25 protein-coding genes and 1 pseudogene are annotated in these 22,001 nt (G+C 53.6%); 14 read left to right on the top strand and 12 right to left on the bottom strand.

From position 1 onward, the window contains the following. Window positions 1-39 precede the first annotated feature (39 nt). The 6 genes from JUK32_RS09860 to JUK32_RS09835 all read left to right on the top strand — a co-directional run bounded on the left by JUK32_RS09860 (window position 40) and on the right by JUK32_RS09835 (window position 2,347). Complete coding sequence (locus JUK32_RS09860; protein WP_204138699.1) at window positions 40-405, top strand: rubredoxin; 366 nt, start codon at window positions 40-42, stop codon at window positions 403-405. Between the two features lie 66 nt (window positions 406-471). After that, window positions 472-1,479 carry a photosynthesis system II assembly factor Ycf48 gene (locus JUK32_RS09855; protein ID WP_204138684.1) on the top strand — a complete coding sequence of 336 codons (1,008 nt, stop codon included), beginning with the start codon at window positions 472-474 and terminating at the stop codon, window positions 1,477-1,479. A 105-nt stretch (window positions 1,480-1,584) separates the two neighbouring features. Further along, window positions 1,585-1,833 carry a cytochrome b559 subunit alpha gene (gene psbE / locus JUK32_RS09850; protein WP_039726698.1) on the top strand — a complete coding sequence of 83 codons (249 nt, stop codon included), beginning with the start codon at window positions 1,585-1,587 and terminating at the stop codon, window positions 1,831-1,833. A 53-nt stretch (window positions 1,834-1,886) separates the two neighbouring features. Further along, window positions 1,887-2,018 carry a cytochrome b559 subunit beta gene (gene psbF / locus JUK32_RS09845; protein WP_039726697.1) on the top strand — a complete coding sequence of 44 codons (132 nt, stop codon included), beginning with the start codon at window positions 1,887-1,889 and terminating at the stop codon, window positions 2,016-2,018. Window positions 2,019-2,028: 10 nt separating this feature from the next. Next, window positions 2,029-2,148, top strand: coding sequence for a photosystem II reaction center protein L (locus JUK32_RS09840; RefSeq protein ID WP_204138683.1), 120 nt, complete (start codon window positions 2,029-2,031; stop codon window positions 2,146-2,148). Window positions 2,149-2,227: 79 nt separating this feature from the next. Continuing rightward, entirely contained in the window at window positions 2,228-2,347 is a 120-nt protein-coding gene (locus JUK32_RS09835; RefSeq protein ID WP_063776177.1) for a photosystem II reaction center protein J, read from the top strand. Window positions 2,348-2,411: 64 nt separating this feature from the next. Here the strand turns inward: JUK32_RS09835 and JUK32_RS09830 are convergent, their stop codons facing one another. From JUK32_RS09830 to JUK32_RS09820, 4 genes are all read right to left on the bottom strand, one after another. Further along, entirely contained in the window at window positions 2,412-2,648 is a 237-nt protein-coding gene (locus tag JUK32_RS09830; RefSeq protein WP_204138682.1) for a hypothetical protein, read from the bottom strand. Window positions 2,649-2,929: 281 nt separating this feature from the next. Continuing rightward, a complete protein-coding gene (locus JUK32_RS28005; protein WP_255538194.1) occupies window positions 2,930-3,052 on the bottom strand; it encodes a hypothetical protein in 123 nt (40 codons plus the stop codon). Between the two features lie 178 nt (window positions 3,053-3,230). Next, window positions 3,231-3,713 carry a molybdenum cofactor biosynthesis protein MoaE gene (locus JUK32_RS09825; RefSeq protein WP_375541560.1) on the bottom strand — a complete coding sequence of 161 codons (483 nt, stop codon included), beginning with the start codon at window positions 3,711-3,713 and terminating at the stop codon, window positions 3,231-3,233. A 152-nt stretch (window positions 3,714-3,865) separates the two neighbouring features. Beyond that, entirely contained in the window at window positions 3,866-4,516 is a 651-nt protein-coding gene (locus JUK32_RS09820) for a flavin reductase family protein (protein WP_204138680.1), read from the bottom strand. A gap of 588 nt (window positions 4,517-5,104) precedes the next feature. Between JUK32_RS09820 and JUK32_RS09815 the strand changes: the two genes are divergently transcribed. Beyond that, a complete protein-coding gene (locus JUK32_RS09815) occupies window positions 5,105-6,331 on the top strand; it encodes a polysaccharide biosynthesis/export family protein (protein ID WP_204138679.1) in 1,227 nt (408 codons plus the stop codon). 302 nt (window positions 6,332-6,633) lie between these two features. Here JUK32_RS09815 and JUK32_RS09810 read toward each other — a convergent pair whose 3' ends face one another. After that, complete coding sequence (locus tag JUK32_RS09810; RefSeq protein WP_204138678.1) at window positions 6,634-6,885, bottom strand: hypothetical protein; 252 nt, start codon at window positions 6,883-6,885, stop codon at window positions 6,634-6,636. Between the two features lie 340 nt (window positions 6,886-7,225). Between JUK32_RS09810 and JUK32_RS09805 the strand changes: the two genes are divergently transcribed. Together JUK32_RS09805 and JUK32_RS09800 are read left to right on the top strand one after the other, a co-directional pair. Further along, window positions 7,226-7,882 carry a nitroreductase family protein gene (locus JUK32_RS09805; RefSeq protein WP_375541561.1) on the top strand — a complete coding sequence of 219 codons (657 nt, stop codon included), beginning with the start codon at window positions 7,226-7,228 and terminating at the stop codon, window positions 7,880-7,882. A 751-nt stretch (window positions 7,883-8,633) separates the two neighbouring features. Further along, on the top strand, window positions 8,634-9,542 hold the full coding sequence (locus tag JUK32_RS09800; RefSeq protein ID WP_204138677.1) for a transglutaminase family protein: 909 nt from the start codon (window positions 8,634-8,636) through the stop codon (window positions 9,540-9,542). 359 nt (window positions 9,543-9,901) lie between these two features. Here the strand turns inward: JUK32_RS09800 and JUK32_RS09795 are convergent, their stop codons facing one another. Together JUK32_RS09795 and JUK32_RS09790 are read right to left on the bottom strand one after the other, a co-directional pair. Further along, window positions 9,902-10,567, bottom strand: a complete 666-nt coding sequence (locus JUK32_RS09795) for an SDR family oxidoreductase (protein WP_204138676.1) — start codon at window positions 10,565-10,567, stop codon at window positions 9,902-9,904. A gap of 395 nt (window positions 10,568-10,962) precedes the next feature. Beyond that, the gene (locus JUK32_RS09790; RefSeq protein WP_204138675.1) at window positions 10,963-11,160 is read right to left on the bottom strand and encodes a hypothetical protein; all 198 of its coding nucleotides are present in this window, start codon (window positions 11,158-11,160) and stop codon (window positions 10,963-10,965) included. A 307-nt stretch (window positions 11,161-11,467) separates the two neighbouring features. On the opposite strand from JUK32_RS09790, the gene JUK32_RS09785 reads away from it, so the two are divergent. Then, window positions 11,468-11,887, top strand: coding sequence for a DUF1801 domain-containing protein (locus tag JUK32_RS09785; protein ID WP_204138674.1), 420 nt, complete (start codon window positions 11,468-11,470; stop codon window positions 11,885-11,887). A gap of 35 nt (window positions 11,888-11,922) precedes the next feature. Here JUK32_RS09785 and JUK32_RS09780 read toward each other — a convergent pair whose 3' ends face one another. Both JUK32_RS09780 and JUK32_RS09775 read right to left on the bottom strand, forming a co-directional pair. Next, window positions 11,923-12,684 carry a sensor histidine kinase KdpD gene (locus tag JUK32_RS09780; RefSeq protein ID WP_204138673.1) on the bottom strand — a complete coding sequence of 254 codons (762 nt, stop codon included), beginning with the start codon at window positions 12,682-12,684 and terminating at the stop codon, window positions 11,923-11,925. Between the two features lie 182 nt (window positions 12,685-12,866). Further along, a complete protein-coding gene (locus tag JUK32_RS09775; RefSeq protein WP_204138697.1) occupies window positions 12,867-13,484 on the bottom strand; it encodes an L-threonylcarbamoyladenylate synthase in 618 nt (205 codons plus the stop codon). 146 nt (window positions 13,485-13,630) lie between these two features. Between JUK32_RS09775 and JUK32_RS09770 the strand changes: the two are divergent. Both JUK32_RS09770 and JUK32_RS09765 read left to right on the top strand, forming a co-directional pair. Beyond that, a pseudogene (locus JUK32_RS09770) lies at window positions 13,631-14,845 on the top strand (DUF790 family protein); the annotation flags it as partial. Window positions 14,846-14,948: 103 nt separating this feature from the next. Further along, on the top strand, window positions 14,949-15,320 hold the full coding sequence (locus JUK32_RS09765) for a response regulator transcription factor (RefSeq protein WP_204138672.1): 372 nt from the start codon (window positions 14,949-14,951) through the stop codon (window positions 15,318-15,320). Window positions 15,321-15,438: 118 nt separating this feature from the next. Here the strand turns inward: JUK32_RS09765 and JUK32_RS09760 are convergent, their stop codons facing one another. The 3 genes from JUK32_RS09760 to JUK32_RS09750 form a co-directional block, all read right to left on the bottom strand. After that, window positions 15,439-17,304, bottom strand: a complete 1,866-nt coding sequence (locus JUK32_RS09760) for a TolC family protein (protein ID WP_239112505.1) — start codon at window positions 17,302-17,304, stop codon at window positions 15,439-15,441. Window positions 17,305-17,418: 114 nt separating this feature from the next. Further along, window positions 17,419-18,798: a TIGR03279 family radical SAM protein gene (locus JUK32_RS09755; protein WP_204138670.1), complete on the bottom strand. Its 1,380-nt coding sequence runs from the start codon at window positions 18,796-18,798 to the stop codon at window positions 17,419-17,421. 135 nt (window positions 18,799-18,933) lie between these two features. After that, entirely contained in the window at window positions 18,934-19,824 is an 891-nt protein-coding gene (locus tag JUK32_RS09750) for an undecaprenyl-diphosphate phosphatase (protein ID WP_204138669.1), read from the bottom strand. Between the two features lie 243 nt (window positions 19,825-20,067). Between JUK32_RS09750 and JUK32_RS09745 the strand changes: the two genes are divergently transcribed. Both JUK32_RS09745 and JUK32_RS09740 read left to right on the top strand, forming a co-directional pair. Then, complete coding sequence (locus JUK32_RS09745) at window positions 20,068-20,745, top strand: DUF3120 domain-containing protein (RefSeq protein ID WP_309224523.1); 678 nt, start codon at window positions 20,068-20,070, stop codon at window positions 20,743-20,745. A 194-nt stretch (window positions 20,746-20,939) separates the two neighbouring features. Continuing rightward, window positions 20,940-21,917 (top strand): adenylate/guanylate cyclase domain-containing protein, encoded by a 978-nt coding sequence (locus JUK32_RS09740; protein ID WP_204138695.1) that lies wholly within the window; start codon window positions 20,940-20,942, stop codon window positions 21,915-21,917. Window positions 21,918-22,001: the final 84 nt, after the last annotated feature.

Genomic DNA, 22,001 nt, shown 5'->3' with positions numbered 1-22,001 from the left:
CTTGATGAGCAATCGGCTGACCAGCACGATGCCGCACCGATGGAGGCAACCAATGCCGAGTCGGCACCGGAGCCGGAAAAGCCTTTAACCCCACAGGAAATGGATCGATTCGAGTGTATGGCTTGTGGCTATACCTACGAGCCGACTAAAGGGGATGATCGCAGTCAGATTGCGGCTGGCGTCCCCTTCCACGAGGTGCCGCTCAACTGGCGTTGCCCAGTTTGTGGAGCCCAGAAAAAGCGCTTTGCCAATGTTGGACCAGCCGGTACTCCCTCAGGCTTTAAGGAAAATTTGAGTTACGGGTTAGGGGTGAATGTTTTGACGCCCGGTCAGAAAAATATTCTGATTTTTGGGGCGTTAGCAGTCGGGTTTTTCTTCTTTATCAGTCTCTACGGTTTGCGATGAGCCAGGGCACGCATAGTTGAGAGATCCGCGTATTGATGTTGTTACGGCTGAGGATGTTGAGCTGCCATGGGTGGTTTATTAGTTCATTTACGGAAGCTGGGGGCGATTGTGGCGATCGCTTTCCTATGTTTTGGGTGTAGTAATGCCTTTTTGCCCGACCTTGAGGAGAATCCTTGGGAGGTGGTGCACCTGGATACGGCGGCGACTTTTTCCGATATTGCCTTTACTGAAGATGCCAATCACGGTTGGCTGGTGGGCAGTCGCAGCACCCTGATGGAAACCCGTGACGGGGGCGAAACCTGGGCACAGCGATCGCTTGATCTGGGTGATAAAGGCTTCACCTTTACGTCCGTCAGTTTCATCGGTGATGAAGGTTGGGTTGCGGGGCAGCCACAAATCCTACTCCACACCACTAACGGTGGTGACACCTGGGAACGCGTACCACTGAGCGACAAATTGCCGGGCAAACCTTTCCTTATCACCGCATTAGCTGACCAAGAAGCTGAGCTAGCGACCGATGTGGGCGCAATTTACCGCACCCGCGATGGTGGCCAGAACTGGAAGGGCCTAGTGCTTGGCGCAGTGGGCGTCGTGCGCAATATGAGCCGTAGTGTCGATGGTAGCTATGCCGCCGTATCATCACGGGGCAACTTTTACTCTCTATGGTCTCCCGGCGACCTTGAGTGGCATCCCTTCAACCGCGAGAGTTCTCGCCGCTTGCAGAACATTGGCTTTGACAAAGATAATGGCCTTTGGCTGCTAGAGCGGGGTGGGCAGATTCAGTTTTCGCTCACCGGTGAGGAAGACGATTGGCAAGAGCCCATTACGCCGGAGTTGGCGAGCAGCTGGGGCTTTTTGGATGCGGCTTTTCGCACCTCCGAGGAGCTTTGGGTTTCGGGCGGCAGTGGAACGCTGTACTTCAGTCCTGATGATGGTTTGACCTGGTTTAAAGATACCGACGTTGATCAGGTACCTTCGAACCTTTACAGAATTGTCTTCAACACGCCAGAACAGGGCTTTATTCTGGGCCAGAACGGCTACTTACTGCGGTATGCTGGCACCCAAGAAGTTTGAAGATAACTCAGTTGATACGGAACTCAGCATCCAACTTGTGATGGATTCCTGAGTTCCGTATCATTAAGTAATAGGATTGATACACACGTTACATGTGAGGTTGATATGGCAGGTGATACCGGCGAACGGCCCTTTGGCGACATTATTACGAGCATCCGTTACTGGGTCATTCATAGTGTTACCATCCCCGCTTTGTTTATTGCTGGCTGGCTGTTTGTAAGCACTGGGTTGGCCTACGACGCCTTTGGCACGCCTCGTCCTAACGAGTACTACCAAAGCAACCAGATGGAACTGCCCATTGTGTCTGATCGCTATGAGGCAGAACAGCAGATTAAAGAGTTTTTGGGACAATAATAGTCCTTAAAACTTTCAACCATAGTGCAGTCGAATGAATCAGTGAGAAGGATATGACGAACACTCCCAATGAACCGACGGTTTATCCAATTTTTACAGTGCGGTGGTTAGCCGTACATACCCTTGGCGTTCCCAGCGTTTTCTTCTTGGGCGCGATCGCCGCAATGCAGTTTATTCAGCGATAGGAGCACATCAGTGGACCGGAATCAGAATCCGAATAAGCAACCAGTCGAGCTAAATCGCACATCCCTTTACTTGGGGCTGTTGTTGGTCTTTGTGACTGGGCTATTGTTTTCCAGCTACTTCTTCAACTAAAGTCTGGAAGCTCAAGTAGTTGCATCAGACTTTAAGTCGCTGTTGTTGTGTTGATAGTTTGTGAGTAGGAGGTATTGAAATGATTAAGAATGGACGGATTCCTTTGTGGATTGTGGCTACCGTCGCCGGCACGGGTGTGCTTGTCGTGGTAGGTCTATTCTTCTATGGAGCTTACGCCGGCGTTGGTTCCGCCGTTTAGCGTTACAAGGCGCTGCCATAGCCGTAATATGCTTGAAAGCGGTTGCTCCTTGAGCAGCCGCTTTTTAATAGCCTACAGTTTGCAGTTGTTTTTGATATTGGACGAATAGAAGAATCGTGCCTGCGTCCTCAACGCAGGCTTGAAGCGCTTTATAGAGAACGATCGAAGCTGATTTCAGCCCGCTTGCCCCGGCCTCGGCGGCAAACCGTTTGCCTTGGGGACACCAGCTATCCCCATAACTGTCGGTATTATTGATGCCCGCTTCATCGAGATAAACTCGCTGGTGCTCCTCGTATTGCACGACCTCAGCATCATCGGCTGGGCGTTTCTCTAAGTCTCTTTCGGCGTAGGGATAGCGCTTTTTTCGCGCGTCAAGTCAATCCACTGAAATGCCCGCCCAATCGTGATCTTCACTAATTTCTGCGGACCATAACTGGGCCATTTCCGCCTGAGTCTTGTCCCCATGTCGCGCGGCCAACGCCCGCAACGCCTCCCAGTCAGTAATTTTATGACTATGCCCGCGTTGGTTGCCCTGTTTGGCGGCAACCTCACCGCTGGTGCGGTATCGATGATGCCATTCGGTTAGCGTCGCGGTACCAATGCCGCGATCGCTTTCTGGCGCAGGTCAAGACTATAGGCCGAAGGTATCGGCAGGGCGTTGCTGAATGTATAGATGATTCGTCGGAGTTGTAAACGAGCTTTCATAGGGATGCAGCCGTAACATCATGCATCAAATCAGCAGCAACGTCCTAAACCGAGTCGGGAAGAGCCGTCTAAAAGTTGGAAAACTTCTACTTCATCATCACCCCAGTCAATTCGCCCGTGCTGAATGACTTTTGCTTCAACCATATCTGCACGGTTCAACTGTCTATCCAATCTTCTTTCATTCCGCTTCACAGGCACCGATGCTGACCCAGGTGCTGGCACCGTCTTCCCAGTGTTCTTTTTTCCAGATGGGGGCATTGTGTTTGAGGGTGTCGATCGCATACTGACAGGCAGCAAACGCCTCGCCACGATGAGGACAACCCACCGCCACCAACACGCTAATTTCGCCGATGGTGAGCTTGCCCGTGCGGTGGTGAATGACAACAGTGGTCACGTCTGACCACTGTTGGCGAATCTGGGCGGCGATTTGCTTAAAGACTTCCAACGCCATCGGTTCATAGGCTTGATATTCCAGGTAAGCAACGGCACGACCCTCGGTGTGGTCGCGCACCATGCCACTCATCACCACGATCGCCCCATTCCGCGAATCATCCGCTAAGCGATACGCCTCATCCAGCGACAACGGGGCAAAGGTAACAGCAAAGTCATCGCCCGCCGCCGTCGCCGCATTGGGTACAAAAGGCAGAGTTGAATTTAACACCACACATTCCCCTCGACACATGCAACACCGCTATGGGTACAGCATACAAACCCTGGTCGCCATCCTGTCGTGCTTCCCAGCAGAACGTTATATCACTGGGCAACTCTGGCATCTCCCCGCCGCGATCGCCAACCGGCTCTCTCTCCAGTTCCCTATTGCTGGGGTTGCTCTAAAGCGGCCTTTTTCTCGGCAGAAAAACCGTTGGGAATGGTGAAGCGATCTCGGATATGGCAGTAATCATAGCCAGCCAAACGTCCCACTGCGCCTAGTTTATCGGTATCGACGTGGTAGCGATCGTCTACTAAATCATCGCGAATAAATAAATGCACTACCTCGCCAATGACCATGGTGAATTCGCCAACGGGCACAATTTGCATGGTCTTGCATTCGAACGCCACTGGGGACTCCGCCACGCGTGGCGGCGCTACAAGCCGACTAGGGGCTTTCGTAAGCTCCAAATAATCAAACTCTGATTCACTATGGGGCAGCGGTTCGGCAGCTTCGGCCACCTGCTGCACGTAAGACGCCACCGCCAGATTGATCACATATTCCCCCAGGCCCCCTTCGCTTTTGGAGCGCACGTTGCGCAGGGTGTCTTTGTCGCTGCCATCAGGCTTTTTGCTGACGCTAAACATCAGCGTTAATGGCTTATGTCCCACGGCGTTGAAATAGGAAAATGGTGCTAAGTTCACCACCCCTTGAGATGACAGACTAGAGACAAACGCAATCGGGCGAGGCACCACACTCCCAATGAGTAGCTTGTAGCGATCGCTCGGGTTCAGAGACTTAGGATCTAGTTCCATGCAGGAGTCCTCAATAAATCAGCGCAACGTACCGTTATGAACCGCCTATGGGGGTTTCTCACCCATCAGACAAAAGTTAGGCAGAGCCGAGTCCTCCATTCTCAGCAAGTTATTCATCAATCAACCCAGTGACTGCGGGCCTTGCGAGCGAGGACTAATCTCTGTGGGACACTCATGGTCGAGCAGTCAGATTTATGTAAACCATCCGTATATTTCGTGAGTCGCGCTTAAAGATTTCATGAACTCGCCGGGATCGAAATTTGCAACGGTATCCAGTGGATACTAACGTATGCAAATGATGGCGCATCTAAGCAGCGCGATCGCAGCCTACAGGATACTACTAAATTTAATTTGCTTAACTGAGGCGTTTTTGCACCACAAACATAGCCCAAAAAACTTGCTGGCATTGAATGCCGACAATCTTGCCAAGAGGACACTGTGTGTTCCCAGATGTTTGCCTCAACGCTGGGGAACCCCGCAGCAAGAAAAATTGTCGATGCATCAAGGCTAAACCTGTGTTCTGGTGGAATAGCAGGGACGGTAAAATTTTCAGATTTTCAGAATAATTTTCTACGGGGAGTGATGATGATGAATGCGTTTCTGGTGCTAGAGCGATCCCGGTTGCCGATCTCAGCGGTGCTGATTTCCCAACTCTTGACCTGGGGATGCCTCTATCCAGCCTGGGCCCAATCTCTGCCCGATAGTAGTGTGCGCGAAGAGGTTGATGCCGATGCCTTTGCACCACTAGAGCGCCGCCCCGAGCGCTTGCCTACCAGCAATTCCCAAACCTTCAATCCGTCTCAAAGTATTCCTACATATCTCTTGGGGCCAGGGGACGACATTCGCTTCGATGTGTTCAACGTGCCAGAGCTGACCAACGACGAAAGCGGCAACCGTTTGGTAACTGACAACATTTATCGTGTACTAACCGACGGCACCATTAGCCTGCCGTGGATTGGTAGCGTTTATGTCACTGGCCTGAGTTTAGAACAAGCAGCAGCAACAGTAGCGCGAGAATACGAAGCATTCATCTTTGACCCGGTGGTGACGTTTTCCTTATCCGCCCCTCGCCCCATTCGCATTGCTGTCGCCGGAGAAGTGGATACCCCAGGTGCTTATACCACTCGTCAAGAAGGGGCTGCCGCGACTGAAGTTTCGGTGGCCGAACTCCGTACCGTTGCCCAAGCCATCCAAAACGCTGGTGGGATCACCCAACTCGCGGATATTCGTAATATTGAGCTGATTCGCCCCGAACCGGATGGCACCAGAGAAGTGATTCCGGTTGATTTTTATGCTCTGTTGGTAGAGGGCGACCAATCTCAGAATGCGCTGCTACGGGATGGGGACACCGTGTTTGTGCCGCAGGCTGTGGCCCTTAGCCCAGAGGAGGCGCGAACGCTAGCAACGGCGAACTTTGCGCAAGACTTTATTGAAGTGGATGTTGTGGGCGAAGTGGAAGCGCCTGGGCGGATTGAAATTGATCCAAACTCGACGCTCAACCAAGCGATTTTGGCGGCGGGTGGCTTTGCTGATGCGCGGGCGCGGACGGCTACAGTCACGTTCATTCGGGTTAATCCCAATGGCACCGTCGAAAAGCGCGATATCAATGTTGACCTCGCAACTGGCATTGACGACGCCGACAATCCTCCACTGCGGGAGAACGATATTGTCCTGGTTTCGCGTTCAGGTGTGGCCCGAGCCTCAGACTTCTTAGAACTCGTTGGGACTGCGGCTGGTGGAATTTTAGATCCCATTAACGGAATCCTTAATATCTTCAGAGTCTTGGATGATCTGGAGAACGATGAAAATGACTAAGGTGTCGAGCTGACGATGGCGATAGCACACTGTCAATCAGCCAGGCAGGATGCGATCGCATTTAAGAATCAGAATTAGATAAATCCCAATGCTGGCTAATTAATGCCAGACCTGTCAGTGGGAACAGCCGAGACGGCTGTTCCCACTGATTCAACCCCCATCCCATATACGCTGGCGTCACACGACGACCCCGTCTTCTGCAATAGAGGACGAGCTAACGCCGGATAGACCTCATGCTTGACATTGCTCCCAGGCGCGTTTTGGCCCTCAGCCTTGGCAGACTGATGCGTAAACTGTCGCCATCAAAAACAGGTCAGCAGGATGCCGATCAGGATGGTGAAGAGCATTGCAGCCCAGGGTGATTCCCACGGGTTACCTGGTTTCTTGCCTGGACGAGGCGGATCCTTCAGCAGATTGTCGGCAAAGATTTCCCCAGCGACAGCTTTCAACCCTTTCAACAAATCATCGCCAGCACTGGGCTTTTTCGGTTTTTTCTCAGGAACCAAAAGCGCTACAAAGGCTCCTATCACAAATAGCAGAGCGAGTGCTTCCATCAACCATCCATCTGTTGCTGCCTATAGCTTTCAGCTTGATTCTTTCTTTTTCCGCAAGAAATATCAGAAAGTTCAACTACAATCGGCGCACACTGCTTGGTGACGTGCTGACTATTGCCGATCGCACCCTCAATTTCTGCCTAAGGGCATCAAACCTCATCGCAAATTGCTCCTTAGGATAGTAGGGACATCGCCAGAGCACCAACTAGACTTAACAAGTCGCAGGTTTAAAGCTGCGTGACTGACAGTTTGGCGTCACCGCTTTCGACCACTTGAAGCGATCGCTCGCTGGCAGCAAAATTGACCAATTATGAGAGGTTCGTTTTTGATGAACGCGTCTTTGTCATCCCCTCTAGATACCTTCACCGCAATTACTACCCGTAGAGCGATCAAATCCTTTAAGGACGAAGCCATTCCGCCAGAGATGCTACAGCGGCTGGTCGAGCTGACGGTTGCCGCACCCAGCAGTTATAACCTGCAAGACTGGCGCATTGTGCTGGTGCAGAGTGCAGCGCAAAGACAAGCGCTAACCGAAGCCGCATTTGGGCAGCAACAGGTGCAGCAAGCCCCCGTCACCTTTGTCTTCACTGCCAGCACCACTGCCTGGCAAGACGAAGCGCTGATGGAGCAGATTTATCAAACGGCGCTAGAACGCGGCGCTTGGCCCCAAAAAACGGTGGATTACTTCAAGCAGGCGATTCCCCAGTTTCAAGAAAACTTGGGCGAGCGCCGCCGCGAGTATGCCATCAAGGATGCGATGATCGCGGCCACGCACACCGCTTTAGCGGCTGAGGCGATGGGGTTATCGTCAGGATTTTTGAATGGTTGGCAAGAGGATGCCGTCAAAAAAGTGATTGGGGCAGAAGATCGCGCCGATATTGTGGTGGCCGTGCTGCTAGCCATTGGGTTTGCCGCAGAACCCCGCAAAAATCCGGGCCGTTTGCCCTTATCGACCAATGTGTTCGTCAATAGTTTGGACACGCCCTACAGTGCCTGAAGCCTAGTCCTGTCGGGGCTACTCTATTGTTAAATGGCCATCCTGGCCGTTCGAGATCGCAGCACCGGGCGGTTCAGACATGTTGTTTTCACCGACCAGTGAGTGCGGCTGGCTGGAAGCCGATTCGACCGATGTTCCACAGCACTTGAAGCGACAGCAAGTTAGCGATCGCCAGAGGACATCAAGAAGACCGAAAGGTTAGTTCTTGTGAGATTTGCCGGGATTGGCCTCAAGCTGGGGGGATGACTGCATCCTGAGTCCATTGACCGCCGGGAGGCATGTCCAGTATTAGCCCTGCTTGAGGCGATCGGCTTAAATTAACCCGTTCATGGGTTCAACGAAAAACACGGTGTCGGTCGAGAAAGCCAGAGCAACCTTTGGCGATCTCCAAAATATGGAAAAACCTGGTTGGGTAGGCGTCCTCACCTGCCCACTCGTCTCTAACTACCCAGTAGAGCTAGCTCTACTATCCGCCCCAATATGCCATTAACGGTGGTTGAGGACTGGATGACGGCACTGCTGGGCATCTCCTCGGGCATGAGTCGAGCATCCTGCAAATGGCGGAAATTTGGTCCACTCATGAAAGAATTGAGGTATGTAGATTCAGAACGGCTTTCCATCGGATGAGAAGCCGTGGCTAAGCTGCAGCCACTGGGTACGAGTACGGCTAATCAACGGGTACGAGTACGGCCAATCAATACGAGCAGCGATCGCTATTAGTCGGCACTGCACTTTCATCAAAGGATGCGCCATGACTGTCATTTATGACTTAGAACATGTCACCACGTATCGATATCGCCAGCCAGTGACTTTTGGGGATCATCGGGCGATTTTTTTGCCGAGTTTGGGCTATAGCGGTCGCATTCTGCAGTATTCACTGGATATCAACATCCCAGCCAAGGTGCATTGGATGATGGATACCTTGTCGAACAACGTGGCCATCTTGCAGTTTGAGAACTCGGCGGCGGAGTTAAAGGTGACTTATCGCCTGCGGGGAGAGCATTTTGGCATTCAAGATGCGGAAGACTTTCCCCTGTCAGAGCGGGCCAAAGAAGTGCCGATTCAGTACACGCCGGATGAATGGATCGATTTGTCGAATTTTATGCGGCCCCATGCCGAAGATGAGGATGGTAGCGTTGCCGCCTGGGCCAAACGCTTTGTGGCGGGCGATCGCGACGACGCCTTAGATGTACTGGAACGCATGATGGATGAGCTTTGGAACAGTCTGGAATATCAAGCCCGAGAAACTGAAGGCACCCAAAGTCCCGGTGAAACGCTGAAGCAAAAGCAAGGGACGTGCCGCGATTATGCCTGGCTGATGATCGAAGCCCTGCGACGACTGGGATTTGCCTGTCGCTTTGTGAGTGGTTATCTCTATGATGAGGCGCTGGATGGTGGCGAAGTCGGCATGACGGGCTCCGGGGCGACTCACGCTTGGTTGCAGGTTTATCTGCCGGGGGCAGGCTGGTGCAACTATGACCCCACTAATCGCATTACCGAAGGGTTTGAACTAATTCGGGTGGCGATCGCTCGCCACCCAGGACAAGTCATGCCCCTCTCGGGCAGTTGGTACGGCGAAGCCCATGACTACCTCGGGATGGAAGTCAACGTCAGCATCCGAAAACTTGGCACCTTACCAGAATTCCCGGTAGCCAGTTAGAGCAACGCTAAGGGAACTGCAATTAAATAAAGTACCCGTGCAATCCGGTTTCGACTTCGCTCAACCTGCCAGTATCGAGAGTTGAGCGGAGTCGAAACTCGGTTCATGGGGCTCTTTTTTGCACGCAAGTCCCTAAGCGTCTGTCACCGTGTTCAGTAGCGCTGTTGAACATGGCAACAGGTGTCCAGGCTCATTGGCTGAAAGGGATCGCAGCGATCGGCCCGAACTCACTGCTTTAACCCAGGCTCAAAGCTCAGAACGGAACGAATGCTGACTCAAGGAACCGTGGCAGAGAAACACCGCGATTCGCCTTTATCAAAATGGCCGCCTACCCGTTTTTCTTCAGGGCTATCGGTGACCTACCACGGCAAAATTTCACCATTGCTATGCCAAAAGCTGCCCGTATGCTCCAAAGTTAATTCATCAATGCGGGCTAGCAACCCTTTCACTGACTCTTCGGGGGTAATGCCATTGGGGGTAAAGCCGGTCATGCGGGTGCTCACCAAACCGGGGTGAAGAATGGCGACGGCGATATTTTGCGGTTTGAGGTCAATGGCCAGCGACTTACCCGCCATCGAGACCGCCACTTTAGACATGCGATAGCCATAGGAACCACCAGAGGTGTTGTCTTCAATGGAGCCCATACGACTGGTCATGATAATCACTTTGCCGCCGGTCACCACCTGGGGAAGTAAGGCATGGGTTAGCCGCAACGTGCCGATCGCATTCACCTCAAACTGACGGCGAATGCTCTCAAAATCTAAATTTGCCAGGCTAATGCGTTCCACAATGGCCGCATTATTAATGAGCACATCCAGACGAGTGTCCTGCAATTTTTCGGCCAATTGCGCCACTGAATCGTCCGAGGTGATGTCTACGCCAGTTTCAACCCGCACCCCAAGGGCATCCAAGTCTTGGGAACTACTGCGACACACCGCAATGACGGCATCCCCCCGTTGCTGTAGCTGGCGGCAATATTCTAAACCGATACCCCGGTTGGCCCCGGTGACTAGATAAGTTGCCATGCGATCGCTCACCTCACCCATTAACGCTGATGTGAACCAACTTACCGTGCCCCTGTGTGTTTGGGGGCTGCTTTTATCGGGCGTTAAAACAAATTTGGGGGGCGAGAGATTGACCGCTCAGCGGCTTTGTATCCATGCAGATTTTAGATGGCCTTTGCAAGATCGCCTCAGTCTATGGGATTCGACAGGCTCACCCTGTGCGATTCAGACAATCGTTTCTAGAAAATTCCAGCTTGTCGTGATTGACGAGCCTGCGCGGGTATCCGTTCAAAAATTCTCAGATCATCAGCCTGGGAGTAGCCGCTGTCTTATTGAGGGCTGGACTCGTCACGCTTTGCCAGCCAAGTTTGAAGTGTTGCGGTGACAATGTCCCCACGGATCGCTCAAAGCCCACACTATTGTTGAGGATGGGGACAGCGATCGCCCATCGCCCCAACCAGTAAACGGTCAATGGCCAATCGCTCAGATGCCTCAAGGTTTGGAGAACCCAGGGCCTGTGCCAGAACTCGGCGATGGCTGTCACTGATGCTGCCCGTAGAGACCTTGCGAGCCTGTAGCTCCGCTAGAGCTAGGGTAAGATTTTGAGATGTCATAGCGTTAACTGATTGCTCACCAGTACAGTCTAAGTGTGCCCGATGTATCGGGGTATCGTCTCGGTGATTCCCCCGAGTATAGAGAGACTTCAACTATTCATGAGGCCAGCTTTATAATCACCGATGGCCCAAGTCTCGAGACTGTACCAGGGCCCACGCCGTTCCTGATGCCTGAGGATTTAATCAGTTGGAATAGCCGTCTCGGCTGTCCCCAGGTAGGTAAGATGCCTGCCCTAACAACTTGGATGTTCTTTGATCCTCATTCTTTAACCATTTACGGTTTCCCCATTGACAGGAGGTGAACACATTGGCCGAACTCAAGACCCGCCCCAATGACAAAAGTGTCACTCAATTTCTAGAAAGCTTAGAAAAAGAGACACGTAAAGCGGATGCGTTTACTCTGCTCGCGCTCTTTGAAAAGGTGACTCAGCGCAAGGCGGTCATGTGGGGCGACTCCATTGTGGGTTTTGGCAGCTATGAGTACACCAATTCAACAGGCACCTATGACTGGCTGATGACGGGGTTTGCCCCGCGCAAGCAAAACTCTACCCTTTATGTGATGCAAGGTTTTGCCGATTATGCCGAAGACTTAAAACGCCTCGGCAAAGTCAAAACGGCAAAATCATGTTTGTACATGACCAATCTGGCAAAAATCGATTTGGATGAACTGGAAAAGTTCTTGACGAAAATCGTCGCCGACATGGAAGCGAAATATCCCTGTCAGTGACGCTTGCTGCTGCTAAGGAATGGAGGACTGTCGCTTCATGGGTTAGAGGCTAATGGCAACCGGAGTTGCAGTTGGGTGCCCTCATGCTTGTCAGCAATCACGGATAGTTGTCCCTGCATCCCCTGCACCATGGCCTGGACTAGACTCATGCGGAGGCTCGTGGAGAGGTTGCCATCAAGGGTGAACTCTGGTGGGGGCGGTAGTTCGGTCGGTTCTTGCCAGGGCGTGGTCGCGCGATCATCGATCAGGCCGATGGCATACGTGTGAGCGGCGGCGGGGGCAGCTGCTAGGGAGAGGGTGCCGCGATCGCTCCCCTCTACCGCGATCTCAATCAGCATCGTCAGCAAGTTACGCAACCATGCCGGGTCGGCCTCAACCATCACATCGGCGGGGGGCAAGTCCACCTGGAGCCGTAAGTTGCGATCGGCCACTTGCACTTGTGTGAGGTCTTGCACTTGCGTGAGCACTTCGGCTAACGACACAGGCTGGAGCAGCGGGGTCAGACGTCCCACCTCAATTTTGGAGACGCGGATCATTAGATCAAGGTAGGCCAGCATTTGCATCGAAGCCGCGTAGGCATCAGCGACGAACTGGCGTTCTTCCTCAATGTCGTCGCAGAGCCCTTCCGTAATCATCTGTTGCAGGCTGATGATTTTGTTGAGGGGCGATCGCAGCTCATGGGCCGTGCGCATCAAAAAGCCCCCCTTAAAGCTTGCCATTTCCATCGCGCGACAATAGGCCATCTGCCAATTGGCTTCAGGGGTTAAAGCTGCCTCAATGGCCGGTTGCTCTGCCATACCTGGTTCCTGTCAACTCCGGTATTAGCCTAAAGCCTGTTGTCCAGAATCGGGCGAGTTGCAACGTTGTCTTACAAATCGGTCGCCCCCGTCCTGACAAGATGCCTGGAGCCGGGTATCGGCTGGGGGCAGAGGGCGCAGCGAGCCACCGGCTGGGGAGAACCGCCGCCGGGTCATGATGGCTACTCAGGAATTTGCACTGAGCCTTGGCGCAAAACTTCCCACCCGTCAGGTTGCCAACGCACCACAGTAGACGGCACCCCCGAAGCAGTCATGGCGAAGTCGCCAATTTTGGCTTTGATTGCCGCGATCGCCGCCTCAGACAGCAAGACTAACTCTGGAAACTGGGTCGCAATGTCAGCCATATCCTCCAGTGGGGATTGACCAGAACGATTCACACTGGTGGTTGCGAGCGGCCCGGTCTGACTGAGAATGTAACGCGCTAGTGGGTGATCAGGGACGCGAATGCCAAGGGTGCCTGTTTGCAGCGGATTCATTTGAGGCGGCAGGCGATCGCTGGCGGGCAGCACCAAGGTCAATGCGCCAGGCCAGTATATTTCAGTCATCTGCCGCCACACCGCAATTTCGGCGTCTGTACCCTTAACGTAGGGCAGCAGGTCGTCCAATGTGGCCCCCATCAGGATGAGGGGCTTGTCAGAGGGGCGTTCTTTGGTGGCGTAAATGCGATCGCCTTGATCGGGGCGGGCCGCCAATGCGGGCACCGTATCAGTGGGAAAACTCGCCAGCGCCACGCCCGTCCGCACTTGTTCCACCAACTCGGCAAAGTCAACCTGGGGCATATCACGTCTACAATCTGTCACAACGGGCCACCTCATAGTCTAAACGGCCCGTTGACCGGGTGATCATTGAAGCGCTCAAGGCAACAACCGGCAGCGGCTCAATGCTCTGATCCCACCGTTTTCGCGCAACCAGGAGCCAACCCACGTTACCTTCCGACTTACTGATCCACCGATATTGGGGGGAGTCCATTCAGCCCAAGCGGTTGCCCATCAAAACCGAGTGGGTGGCGATCGCCGCTGACCTAATCGCTCTCTTTCAAACGCACCAGGGCACACCCCAGGGACAGCTCAACCAGCAACTGCAAGTGCTTGAAGGCGAGGATACGGACTATCGCATCAAGCGGGGACTGGCTCACATTTTGCGATCGAGCTTCAGCACCTTTGAGCCCGTGAGCCCCCTGGAACCGCCCATGCTGCGCGCACGGGCGTTTGCCTTAGCCAGTCGCGCCATTCCCAGTCCCGATGCTACCCAAACTCACCTGCAAACCCTGGCCGACCAGCTCAGCCAAGAACTGGAACGGGAGGTCGTCCCCGATGAAATCCGCCAGGGGCTGTACGCCGATTTGAAAGAGAACCACATTCTCACCGCCTTTGAAGCGCCGACGCCCGAAGCGTTGCTGCACCGCTACAACCTGTCCCAAGTGCAGGGTATTTTCTACAAGGCCACCCAGGTAAAACTCCAGGCTTATCGCAACGATCCGGGAGAATACAAACTGCTGTTTCGCTATCTCAAGCTGTTTCGCCTGATGGCCTACATCGAAGGCGATGCCGACCAAGGCTTCACCATCGAGATTGATGGGCCGACCAGTCTCTTCAAGCCCAGCACGCGCTATGGGTTGGATATGGCGAAACTGATTCCCGCGATTTTACACGTCACTAAGTGGCATCTGACGGCGACGCTGGTGATGCGCGATCGCCACACCCAGCAAATGAAAGAGCGCCGCTTTTCCCTAGAGGCCGACTGCGGACTCGTCTCCCACTATCCGCCAGGCAAGCCCTACGACAGCATGTTGGAAGAGTCGTTCGCCAATCGCTGGCCCCACCAAAAGACCCCCTGGCAACTCGAACGCGAAGTTGATTTACTCCCCATCCCTGGCAGCGTCATGATTCCTGACTTTCGGCTCGTTCACCCTGATGGCCGCACCTACCTGCTAGAAATCGTCGGCTATTGGCGACCAGAATATCTGCGCAAAAAGTTTGCTCAAGTCCGCAAAGCGGAAACTACAAATCTCATCCTGGCCGTTTCTGAACGCTTGAATCTAGAGAAGGCCGGAGTCAAAACGACGGATGTCCCCGCGACAGTCGTCTGGTTCAAAAACAAGCTGACGCCTAAACTCATCCTGGACTGTCTCGAAGCGTAAAGTTATGCTTAGCTAGCCCTGGAATCCCGGCTTCCTTGTTCTTGAACAAAGGGAATTGGCCATAATACACTGAGAGCGAGTGCCCCGAAGTGAGTTCAACTGCATGAGCACAGTTTTGATTGTAGATGACAGTTCAGCCCTGCGTGAGATGATTGCAGGCCTACTGGTAAATGCTGGTATGACTATCTTAGAGGCAAAAGATGGGGCCGAGGCACAGCAAAAAATCGACGCGAGTCCGCCTGATCTCGTTGTGCTTGATATTGTCATGCCCAACATGAATGGGTACGAACTGACCCGCTGGATTAAGACCAATCCCAAAACCAAAGACGTTCCCGTGGTGATTTGTTCATCCAAGGGAGAGGAATTCGATCGCTATTGGGGCATGAAGCAAGGGGCCGATGCTTACATTGCCAAACCCTTTCGCCCCAACGAAATGGTCGAAACCGTCAAGCAGCTGCTGCGCAGTCAGCGCTAATTGCCATTGCCCTTCACATGCCAAATTAACAGCCTGCTCTGGCGCTGCCAGAGCAGGCTGTTGTCTTCAAAACGGAATGATTGGTGCAAACGATGGCCCCAGTGAGTGAGCCCACAGGTTAATAAGGCAGCGCTTCGTAGTAGGACTCTGGCAAATTGCTCACGGCGCGTTCTAGCTCGGCCAGCGATCGGTTGTAGCCCACGATCGCTTGTACCAGATTCACCTCAGCGTTGGTGAGCTCTGACTGGGCATTCAAAATATCTAACTGGGTGCCAACCCCGGCATCAAATCGCAGAATTGCCAAATCGAGGGCCTCCTGAGCTTGAGTAACCGCAAGCCGGGCAGTCCCAATATTCGTTTGGTTAGCTTGCAGATTGTAGTAGGCGCTTTCTACCCCGAGGCGAACGGTGTTGCGGGTTTCTTCAAAATTGCGCTCGGCAATTTCAGCGTCGAGTTCTCGCTGGCGGGCACGGGCTTGGGCTGCCCCCCCTTCAAATATCGTCCAGGAGACGCGAGCACCCAAGGCGTAGTTGTCGCTAAAGCGGTCTTCTTGATTGAAGAAATCGCTGATACTGTAATTCGCAAACAAATTAACCTGCGGCCCCAAAGCCGCTAGCTCGACCCGCTGCAACAGCTCATTGACATCACGCTGGGTGAGTTGCTGTTCTAGTTCGGCTCGATTCTGATAAGCCAGAACGATACTTTCTTCTAGAGACAGAGGCCAATTACCCGCAATATCGACCGGCACCGTGGTGATGGTTAGAGACGGTGGCACGTTTAGCCGTCGGGCAAGGGATCGCTGGGCTACTTGCCGCGATCGCTCAGCATTGACCACATCTTGCCGCGCATTGGCGACTTGCACCTCTGCCCGCAGCACATCAAAGCGCGTGCCGACGCCCACCTGTTCTCGCAGTGTGGTGTCCTGCAGGTTTCTTTCAGCTTCGTTCAAAAACGCCTGGCTAATGCGAATCGATTCGATCGCCGCTTGCAGGTCGTAAAACTCATTTGCTGTGGCTAATCGCAACTCTTCCCGTCGTCGCTCGACTTCTAGCAAAGCGAGTTGGACTTGCTCTGCCGCTGCGGAAATCGACGCCGAGCGCCGTCCTGATGAAAACAGGTTATAGACCAATTCGGCTTGGGTGGAGTAGAAGAAGCCCACCTCTTCCGCCGTCTCTGATTCAAAGGTAAACCCGCCGTCAGGAGTTGGCACCAACTGGGTATCGCCGCTGCTGGTGGTGTTTTGCCCTTGCACAGTGCCATTGATCGACAGTGTGGGAAAGTTGGCAGCCTGGGCTTCCCGCAGGGCTGCTTCACTGCGTTCGAGTTCTAACAGGACGACCTGCAAATCGGGATTGTTGCGATATGACAGCGCCAAAGCTTCTTCCAAGTTCAGCGGCTGAGTGCCGATGATTTCTACCTCTTCGGGCTGGGTTTGAATCAGCAGTGGATTGGGGGCGGGATCAAGAAACTGCAAATCATCTAGCACTCGCTCGTCAGGGATCGGGACATCCGCATTATCCGCATTAGAGGTGCTCTCAGAGGGCGCGGATAAAACTGGCGGAGCAGCTTCAGTCGCCTCGTCAGCTTCATCGGTGGCGCTTTCATCTGCCGACGCTTCATCACTCGCAACTGCCTCGCTCACGATTTCCTCGGGAGTCGGCGCATCAGTCGCCTCGCTCACCAAATCCATCAGCTGGCGTGGACGAGGCGCATCACTAGCTGGATCGGCTTGAGCCAGCATCGGCTCAATATCCCTGAGCTGCTTCGCCGCCGCCGCCCTGACCTCAGCGATAGCCGGTTTAGTCAGCGACTCGATGAATCCTGAGCGTTGGAGCGATCGCTCCACTGGCCGCCCCGTCACAGCCTTGTCAGCCGCCTGCCGTGCCTCGACGGCTGAGACGGGGGCCACGACTCCCAACAGGCCGACAGCGGGTAGCGTGATCGCGAGGCCCAGACGCCGACGCATAAACCAGGGTGACAGCATACCTTTCTGCATAGAGTCCTTTAGGCTGGGTAAAGATGGCACAGACCGACTAAAGAATATTTTGCCACAAACACTTTACTGGTCGGTTTAGTTCAATATACTAATCGGTTTAGTTCAATGACAATATTCAAGTGCGCTTTGGCGGATGGGTTGTAGGCAACCCTGGATGAGTCCATCCACACCATCTACCGGAAAAATCGGCACCTGTAAAGCATCACTGATAGATTTTACGCTCTGATCGTCTAAAAAGAGCCACTTTTGGGGATTGCCGGGATCGGTCGGCTTTAAGAGTACCGTAGGCAGCAACAGACCATCCCCCAGGGAGCGATCGCGTAAATGATGCAACAGGTCGTGGCCAGTGAGCAACCCCGTAACCGTGATCTCTTGCCCCCAATAGTCACTATTCATCGCCGCCATTTCAACAGTGAGATTTTCGACTTGGTTCAGACGCTGCAAGATAGGTTGAAAAGCCTGCTCCACGGCATTCCCCACCACCCAAGTGAGACGTTTTGGCTCGTCCAACCGAGGCGGCAAGTCAATGGCGGCAGCGGCAAAGGCGGTCAAAAACTGGCGAATCGAACCGACGCCGTTGCCTAACTGCGGATAGTCTTCGTAATCCGCTTCGGTGGGCAGCGATCGCCCCGCAATCAAAAACCACTCGTCGGCCAACCAAGCAAACGTGGTGCCAAATTGGGGCTTAAATTCCGCCTGTAGGGCTGTCACCTGATCGATCACTTCCTGTGCTTTCTCCGGGGTCACGGGCACCAGCTCGTCTTCCGTGGGGCGAAAGCGCGTCAACCCTACAGGTACCACCGCCGCCGAGATCACCGCTGGCACCTCGCCCTGATGGAATTGCGCCAGATCCCGCAGGGTCTGCTCCAGATGTTCGCCGTCGTTGATGCCGGGACACACCACTACCTGGGCATGAATTTGTAGTCGATGTTCCTGAAACCAAGCCAGCTGCTGAAGCAATTCACCCGCTCGGGAATTTTTGAGTAGCCGCGATCGCACCTCCGGTTCCGTCGCGTGAACCGACACAAATAAGGGGGACAGTCGCATTTGCGCGATGCGCTCCCATTCGGGAGGCGTCAGATTGGTCAGCGTCAAGTAGCTGCCGTAAAGAAAACTCAGGCGGTAGTCATCGTCCTTGAGATACAGGGTTTCACGCTTGCCGGGAGGCTGCTGATCGATAAAGCAGAAGGGACAGCGATTGTTGCACTGAATCAGCCCATCAAAGAGCGCCGTCTCAAACTCTAGACCCAGGTCTGCGTCGTAGTCTTTTTCAAGGTCAATCTGATGCGGGGTTCCTTGAGCATCTTCGACTTCGAGCGACAAATCCTCGTCGGCGCAGAGAAATTGGTAGTCAATCAAGTCGCGGGGAGCCTGACCGTTGATGCGCACCAGGCGATCGCCCGGCTCAAAGCCCAATTCTTCGGCAATGGAGTTGGGCAGCACGCGGGTCACAACCGCTGGCTGGGTAGATGACTGGCTCATAGCAGCACGCAGTGAAATGGCAACGGTGACAACGATGGCAATGCCGCCTAGCCGCTGTAAAGCTGAGCTACAGACTCAACTTGGCAACCTGACGCAACACATCCCCACGCACCATTCTTCATCATGGCGCAAGCTTTAAATATTGGACAGCCGCCCCGACAAAATTCCCCAGAGAATGGCTAGCCCAAACCCGATGCGATAGAAGACGAAGATCCAGGTAGTGTGGTCTTTCAAAAAGCGAATTAGCCAATAAACCGCCACATAGGAAGAGATCGCCGAGGCCACGACCCCCGCGATCGCCGCTGTCATCCCCACCGTGCCTTGCGGCTCAAACAATTCGTTCAGCTCTGCCAAGCCCGAAAGCAAAATCGCCGGAATGCCCATCAGCAGGGAAAATCGGGCGGCGGTTTCCCGGTTCAGCCCCATAAATAACCCTGCCGTCATGGTAGAGCCAGAGCGGGAAACGCCCGGAATCAAGGCCAGCGCCTGGGCCAACCCCATGCCAATGCCATCACGCTGGCTCACCTTGTCATAGCCGCGCTGACGGCTGCCGACCACTTCAGCCCAGCCCAAAAAGATGGCTAACCCGATTGAGGTAATGGCAATTACCAGGGAACTGCGGGCAAAGGTTTCATAGGCATCCCGCAGGCCGAACTTGACCAACAGCCCCAGCACCACAATGGGGATGGTGCCAATGACAATACCAACCGCCACCCGAAAGTCCGGGGCTTGCCAATCTTTTTCGGCGATCGCGACTTTTACCCCAGTCAACAGCTGCCAAATGTCGCTCCAGAAGTAACCCACGATGGCGACGATGCTGCCCAATTGCACCACTGCCGTAAAGGTCACCCCCGGATCGCCCCACCCAAACACCACCGGCACCATTTTGATGTGGGCAGTACTACTGATGGGCAAAAATTCGGTCATCCCCTGCACAATGCCAATCACGATGGCTTGCATCAACGAGAGGGGTTGACTTTCATCCACCACTAATAGGACAGATAAAAAAGACTGTAATAGCGTCATGGTCTAATCCAGAAACATAAAAATTCAATTAATGTCGTCACCGTACCAGGACGGGGCGATCGCACATGGCTTGTGAGCCAGAATACCCGGAAATCAACGAAATACCCACTCCTCAGAAAGAACCATCCACCGGCATGCCATCAAGGATCACCATAGAAAGCTTGTGGTATGTTAAGAAGAGTTAACAAGCTGAGAAATCTGTTGTCATCTTTTTCTCCTCCGTCCAAGCTAGCTGGTAAAAGTGTGCCGTCACTAATGCATTTAGTGACGCCGACGTTCCTGTTCACCGCTAGGGCCAAAGTTTGGACAGCAGCGGTATTTCTCGTGGTGATCCCGGTCTTCTTTCAAGCGCCGCTGGTGCGATCGCTGCCCTGGTTGAGTCTTACCATGACCGGAGCTTGGTTGCTTGCGGGCGTGAGCCTGAGTTCACGGGCCGCGACGCACCTCTGGGGCGACCTCATTGCTGGTTTCAGCTGGACTTGGCTCGCCGGTTCGTTGTATTGGGGATGGCTGCGGTTTGAGCCGCTTTGGCATCTGCCCGTCGAAGCCATTGGCTTTCCCATTGCGATCGGGCTCCTAGCCCAAGGTCGAGGCCGTGTCGGCAGCTACTTCTTTTTAGGTTCACTGTTGGGCACCGCCGTTACAGACCTATACATTTACCGGAACGGGCTTTTCCCAATATGGCGGCAAGTCATGATTGCCGACCCTGATTGGGTGCCAGTTATCATGCAACAAGCGGCAGCAGCCCTCCAAAATCCTGTTAGTTTTAGTCAGGGTCTACTGATTGCGCTAGGATTGCTCACCGTGGGCATACTACCGTTGCAGTCGAAACAGCCTTGTTGGTGGGCCTTTAGCGGTGCGGTTTTGAGTACGCTAATCGTTGATTTGCTGTTTTTAGGCAGCGCTTTCTGCTTGCGATAAGCGCTACCAACGTGTTGCGGTGGTTTGATTGCCCTTATGGTTGGTTAGCGTAGACAGTTGATTTAGACTGTTGAACGAAGCCATTGTGAGACGCCAATACTTTGGCCGATGCTAGCTGTGTTGCGTTCTCCAACTTCAGTGCTTTGGAACTTTCCTTTAGTTCGTTGTGCTCTTTCTTCCAACCGCCAGACTCCGTGATTCAACCTCAAGGTCCTTACGTCATTCTCAATACTGAGTCTGGAACTCGGCAGTTATCCCTGGTTGGGTTGAACTGTTGGACAGTGGGGCGGAGCGATGACAACAATCTGGTGTTACCGGATCGCTGGATCTCGCGGAACCACGCCATGATCCAAATGATGGAAACGGGCGAGTTTTACCTGATTGATTTGGGCAGTCGCAATGGCTCGTTTGTGAATGGCCGCCGCGTCAGTGTGCCCGTCACCTTGGCCGATGGCGACCAGCTAACATTTGGGCAAACCGAATTACAGTTTTTTTGCTCCACCGCCAACCGGGCCGCTGATGAGGCTGCGTTTGCCGATGCCGAGATGACCGCGACAGCAACGCTGCATCTGCGCCGTCTGATTTCCGTGATGGTGGTCGATATTCGTGACTTTACGGTGTTAACTCGCCAGCTCGATGAAACCGTGTTGTCAGAATCCATTGGCACCTGGTTTCGCTGCGCGGGTGATATTCTTAGTCGGCACGGCAGCGGTGTCGATAAATACATCGGTGACGCGGTGATGGCGGTGTGGGTGCATGGTGCCGAAGGGGCCGGGTCAGATGACTTACTTCCCATTCTCAAAGCAATGGATGAACTGGCCAAGATGACCGCCCAGCTGCATAAGCGGTTTCCACTGCCTTTTCCCTTGCGAGTAGGGGCTGGGCTTAACACAGGCTATGCCATGGTAGGCAACACGGGCACGGGAAGCCATCCTGACTACACGGCGATCGGCGACACGGTCAACGCGGCGTTTCGGTTTGAATCATCGACCAAACAGTTGGGATTGGATGTCGCCGTGGGCGAAACAACCTATGAATACCTGACTAAGATGCCAGGGATTGCATCGATTTTTAATCGTTACAAAGTTAATCTCAAGGGCTACGACATTTCAACCGTGACCCACGCCACGACCTTTTCAAATTTGGATCGGTTTATCCACCGTCAGACTTAGAGGATGTTTTAAAAGGGTTGCTTTGCGTAGCAAAGATGACCTAAGTCCCTTGAGATTGGTCTGAAATGCTTCTTTTATCGTCGT

It is taken from the genome of Halomicronema sp. CCY15110 (assembly GCF_016888165.1).
Classification (GTDB): Bacteria; Cyanobacteriota; Cyanobacteriia; order Phormidesmidales; family Phormidesmidaceae; genus Halomicronema.
The sequence above is the reverse complement of the archived record's forward strand: the minus strand, read 5'-3'. Positions and strand labels throughout refer to the sequence as shown.

Bases quoted from the DNA above. Each gene is read 5' to 3' on its own strand.
- psbE (WP_039726698.1), top strand. From the start codon at position 1,585: ATGGCAGGTGATACCGGCGAACGGCCCTTTGGCGACATTATTACGAGC.
- JUK32_RS09860 (WP_204138699.1), top strand. From the start codon at position 40: ATGGAGGCAACCAATGCCGAGTCGGCACCGGAGCCGGAAAAGCCTTTA.
- JUK32_RS09795 (WP_204138676.1), bottom strand. From the start codon at position 10,567: ATGGCAACTTATCTAGTCACCGGGGCCAACCGGGGTATCGGTTTAGAA.
- JUK32_RS09820 (WP_204138680.1), bottom strand. From the start codon at position 4,516: ATGGAACTAGATCCTAAGTCTCTGAACCCGAGCGATCGCTACAAGCTA.
- JUK32_RS09835 (WP_063776177.1), top strand. From the start codon at position 2,228: ATGATTAAGAATGGACGGATTCCTTTGTGGATTGTGGCTACCGTCGCC.
- JUK32_RS28005 (WP_255538194.1), bottom strand. From the start codon at position 3,052: ATGAAAGCTCGTTTACAACTCCGACGAATCATCTATACATTCAGCAAC.
- JUK32_RS09855 (WP_204138684.1), top strand. From the start codon at position 472: ATGGGTGGTTTATTAGTTCATTTACGGAAGCTGGGGGCGATTGTGGCG.
- JUK32_RS09765 (WP_204138672.1), top strand. From the start codon at position 14,949: ATGAGCACAGTTTTGATTGTAGATGACAGTTCAGCCCTGCGTGAGATG.
- JUK32_RS09775 (WP_204138697.1), bottom strand. From the start codon at position 13,484: ATGCCCCAGGTTGACTTTGCCGAGTTGGTGGAACAAGTGCGGACGGGC.
- JUK32_RS09790 (WP_204138675.1), bottom strand. From the start codon at position 11,160: ATGACATCTCAAAATCTTACCCTAGCTCTAGCGGAGCTACAGGCTCGC.
- JUK32_RS09755 (WP_204138670.1), bottom strand. From the start codon at position 18,798: ATGAGCCAGTCATCTACCCAGCCAGCGGTTGTGACCCGCGTGCTGCCC.
- JUK32_RS09815 (WP_204138679.1), top strand. From the start codon at position 5,105: ATGAATGCGTTTCTGGTGCTAGAGCGATCCCGGTTGCCGATCTCAGCG.
- JUK32_RS09750 (WP_204138669.1), bottom strand. From the start codon at position 19,824: ATGACGCTATTACAGTCTTTTTTATCTGTCCTATTAGTGGTGGATGAA.
- JUK32_RS09810 (WP_204138678.1), bottom strand. From the start codon at position 6,885: ATGGAAGCACTCGCTCTGCTATTTGTGATAGGAGCCTTTGTAGCGCTT.
- JUK32_RS09760 (WP_239112505.1), bottom strand. From the start codon at position 17,304: ATGCTGTCACCCTGGTTTATGCGTCGGCGTCTGGGCCTCGCGATCACG.
- JUK32_RS09800 (WP_204138677.1), top strand. From the start codon at position 8,634: ATGACTGTCATTTATGACTTAGAACATGTCACCACGTATCGATATCGC.
- JUK32_RS09780 (WP_204138673.1), bottom strand. From the start codon at position 12,684: ATGGCAGAGCAACCGGCCATTGAGGCAGCTTTAACCCCTGAAGCCAAT.
- psbF (WP_039726697.1), top strand. From the start codon at position 1,887: ATGACGAACACTCCCAATGAACCGACGGTTTATCCAATTTTTACAGTG.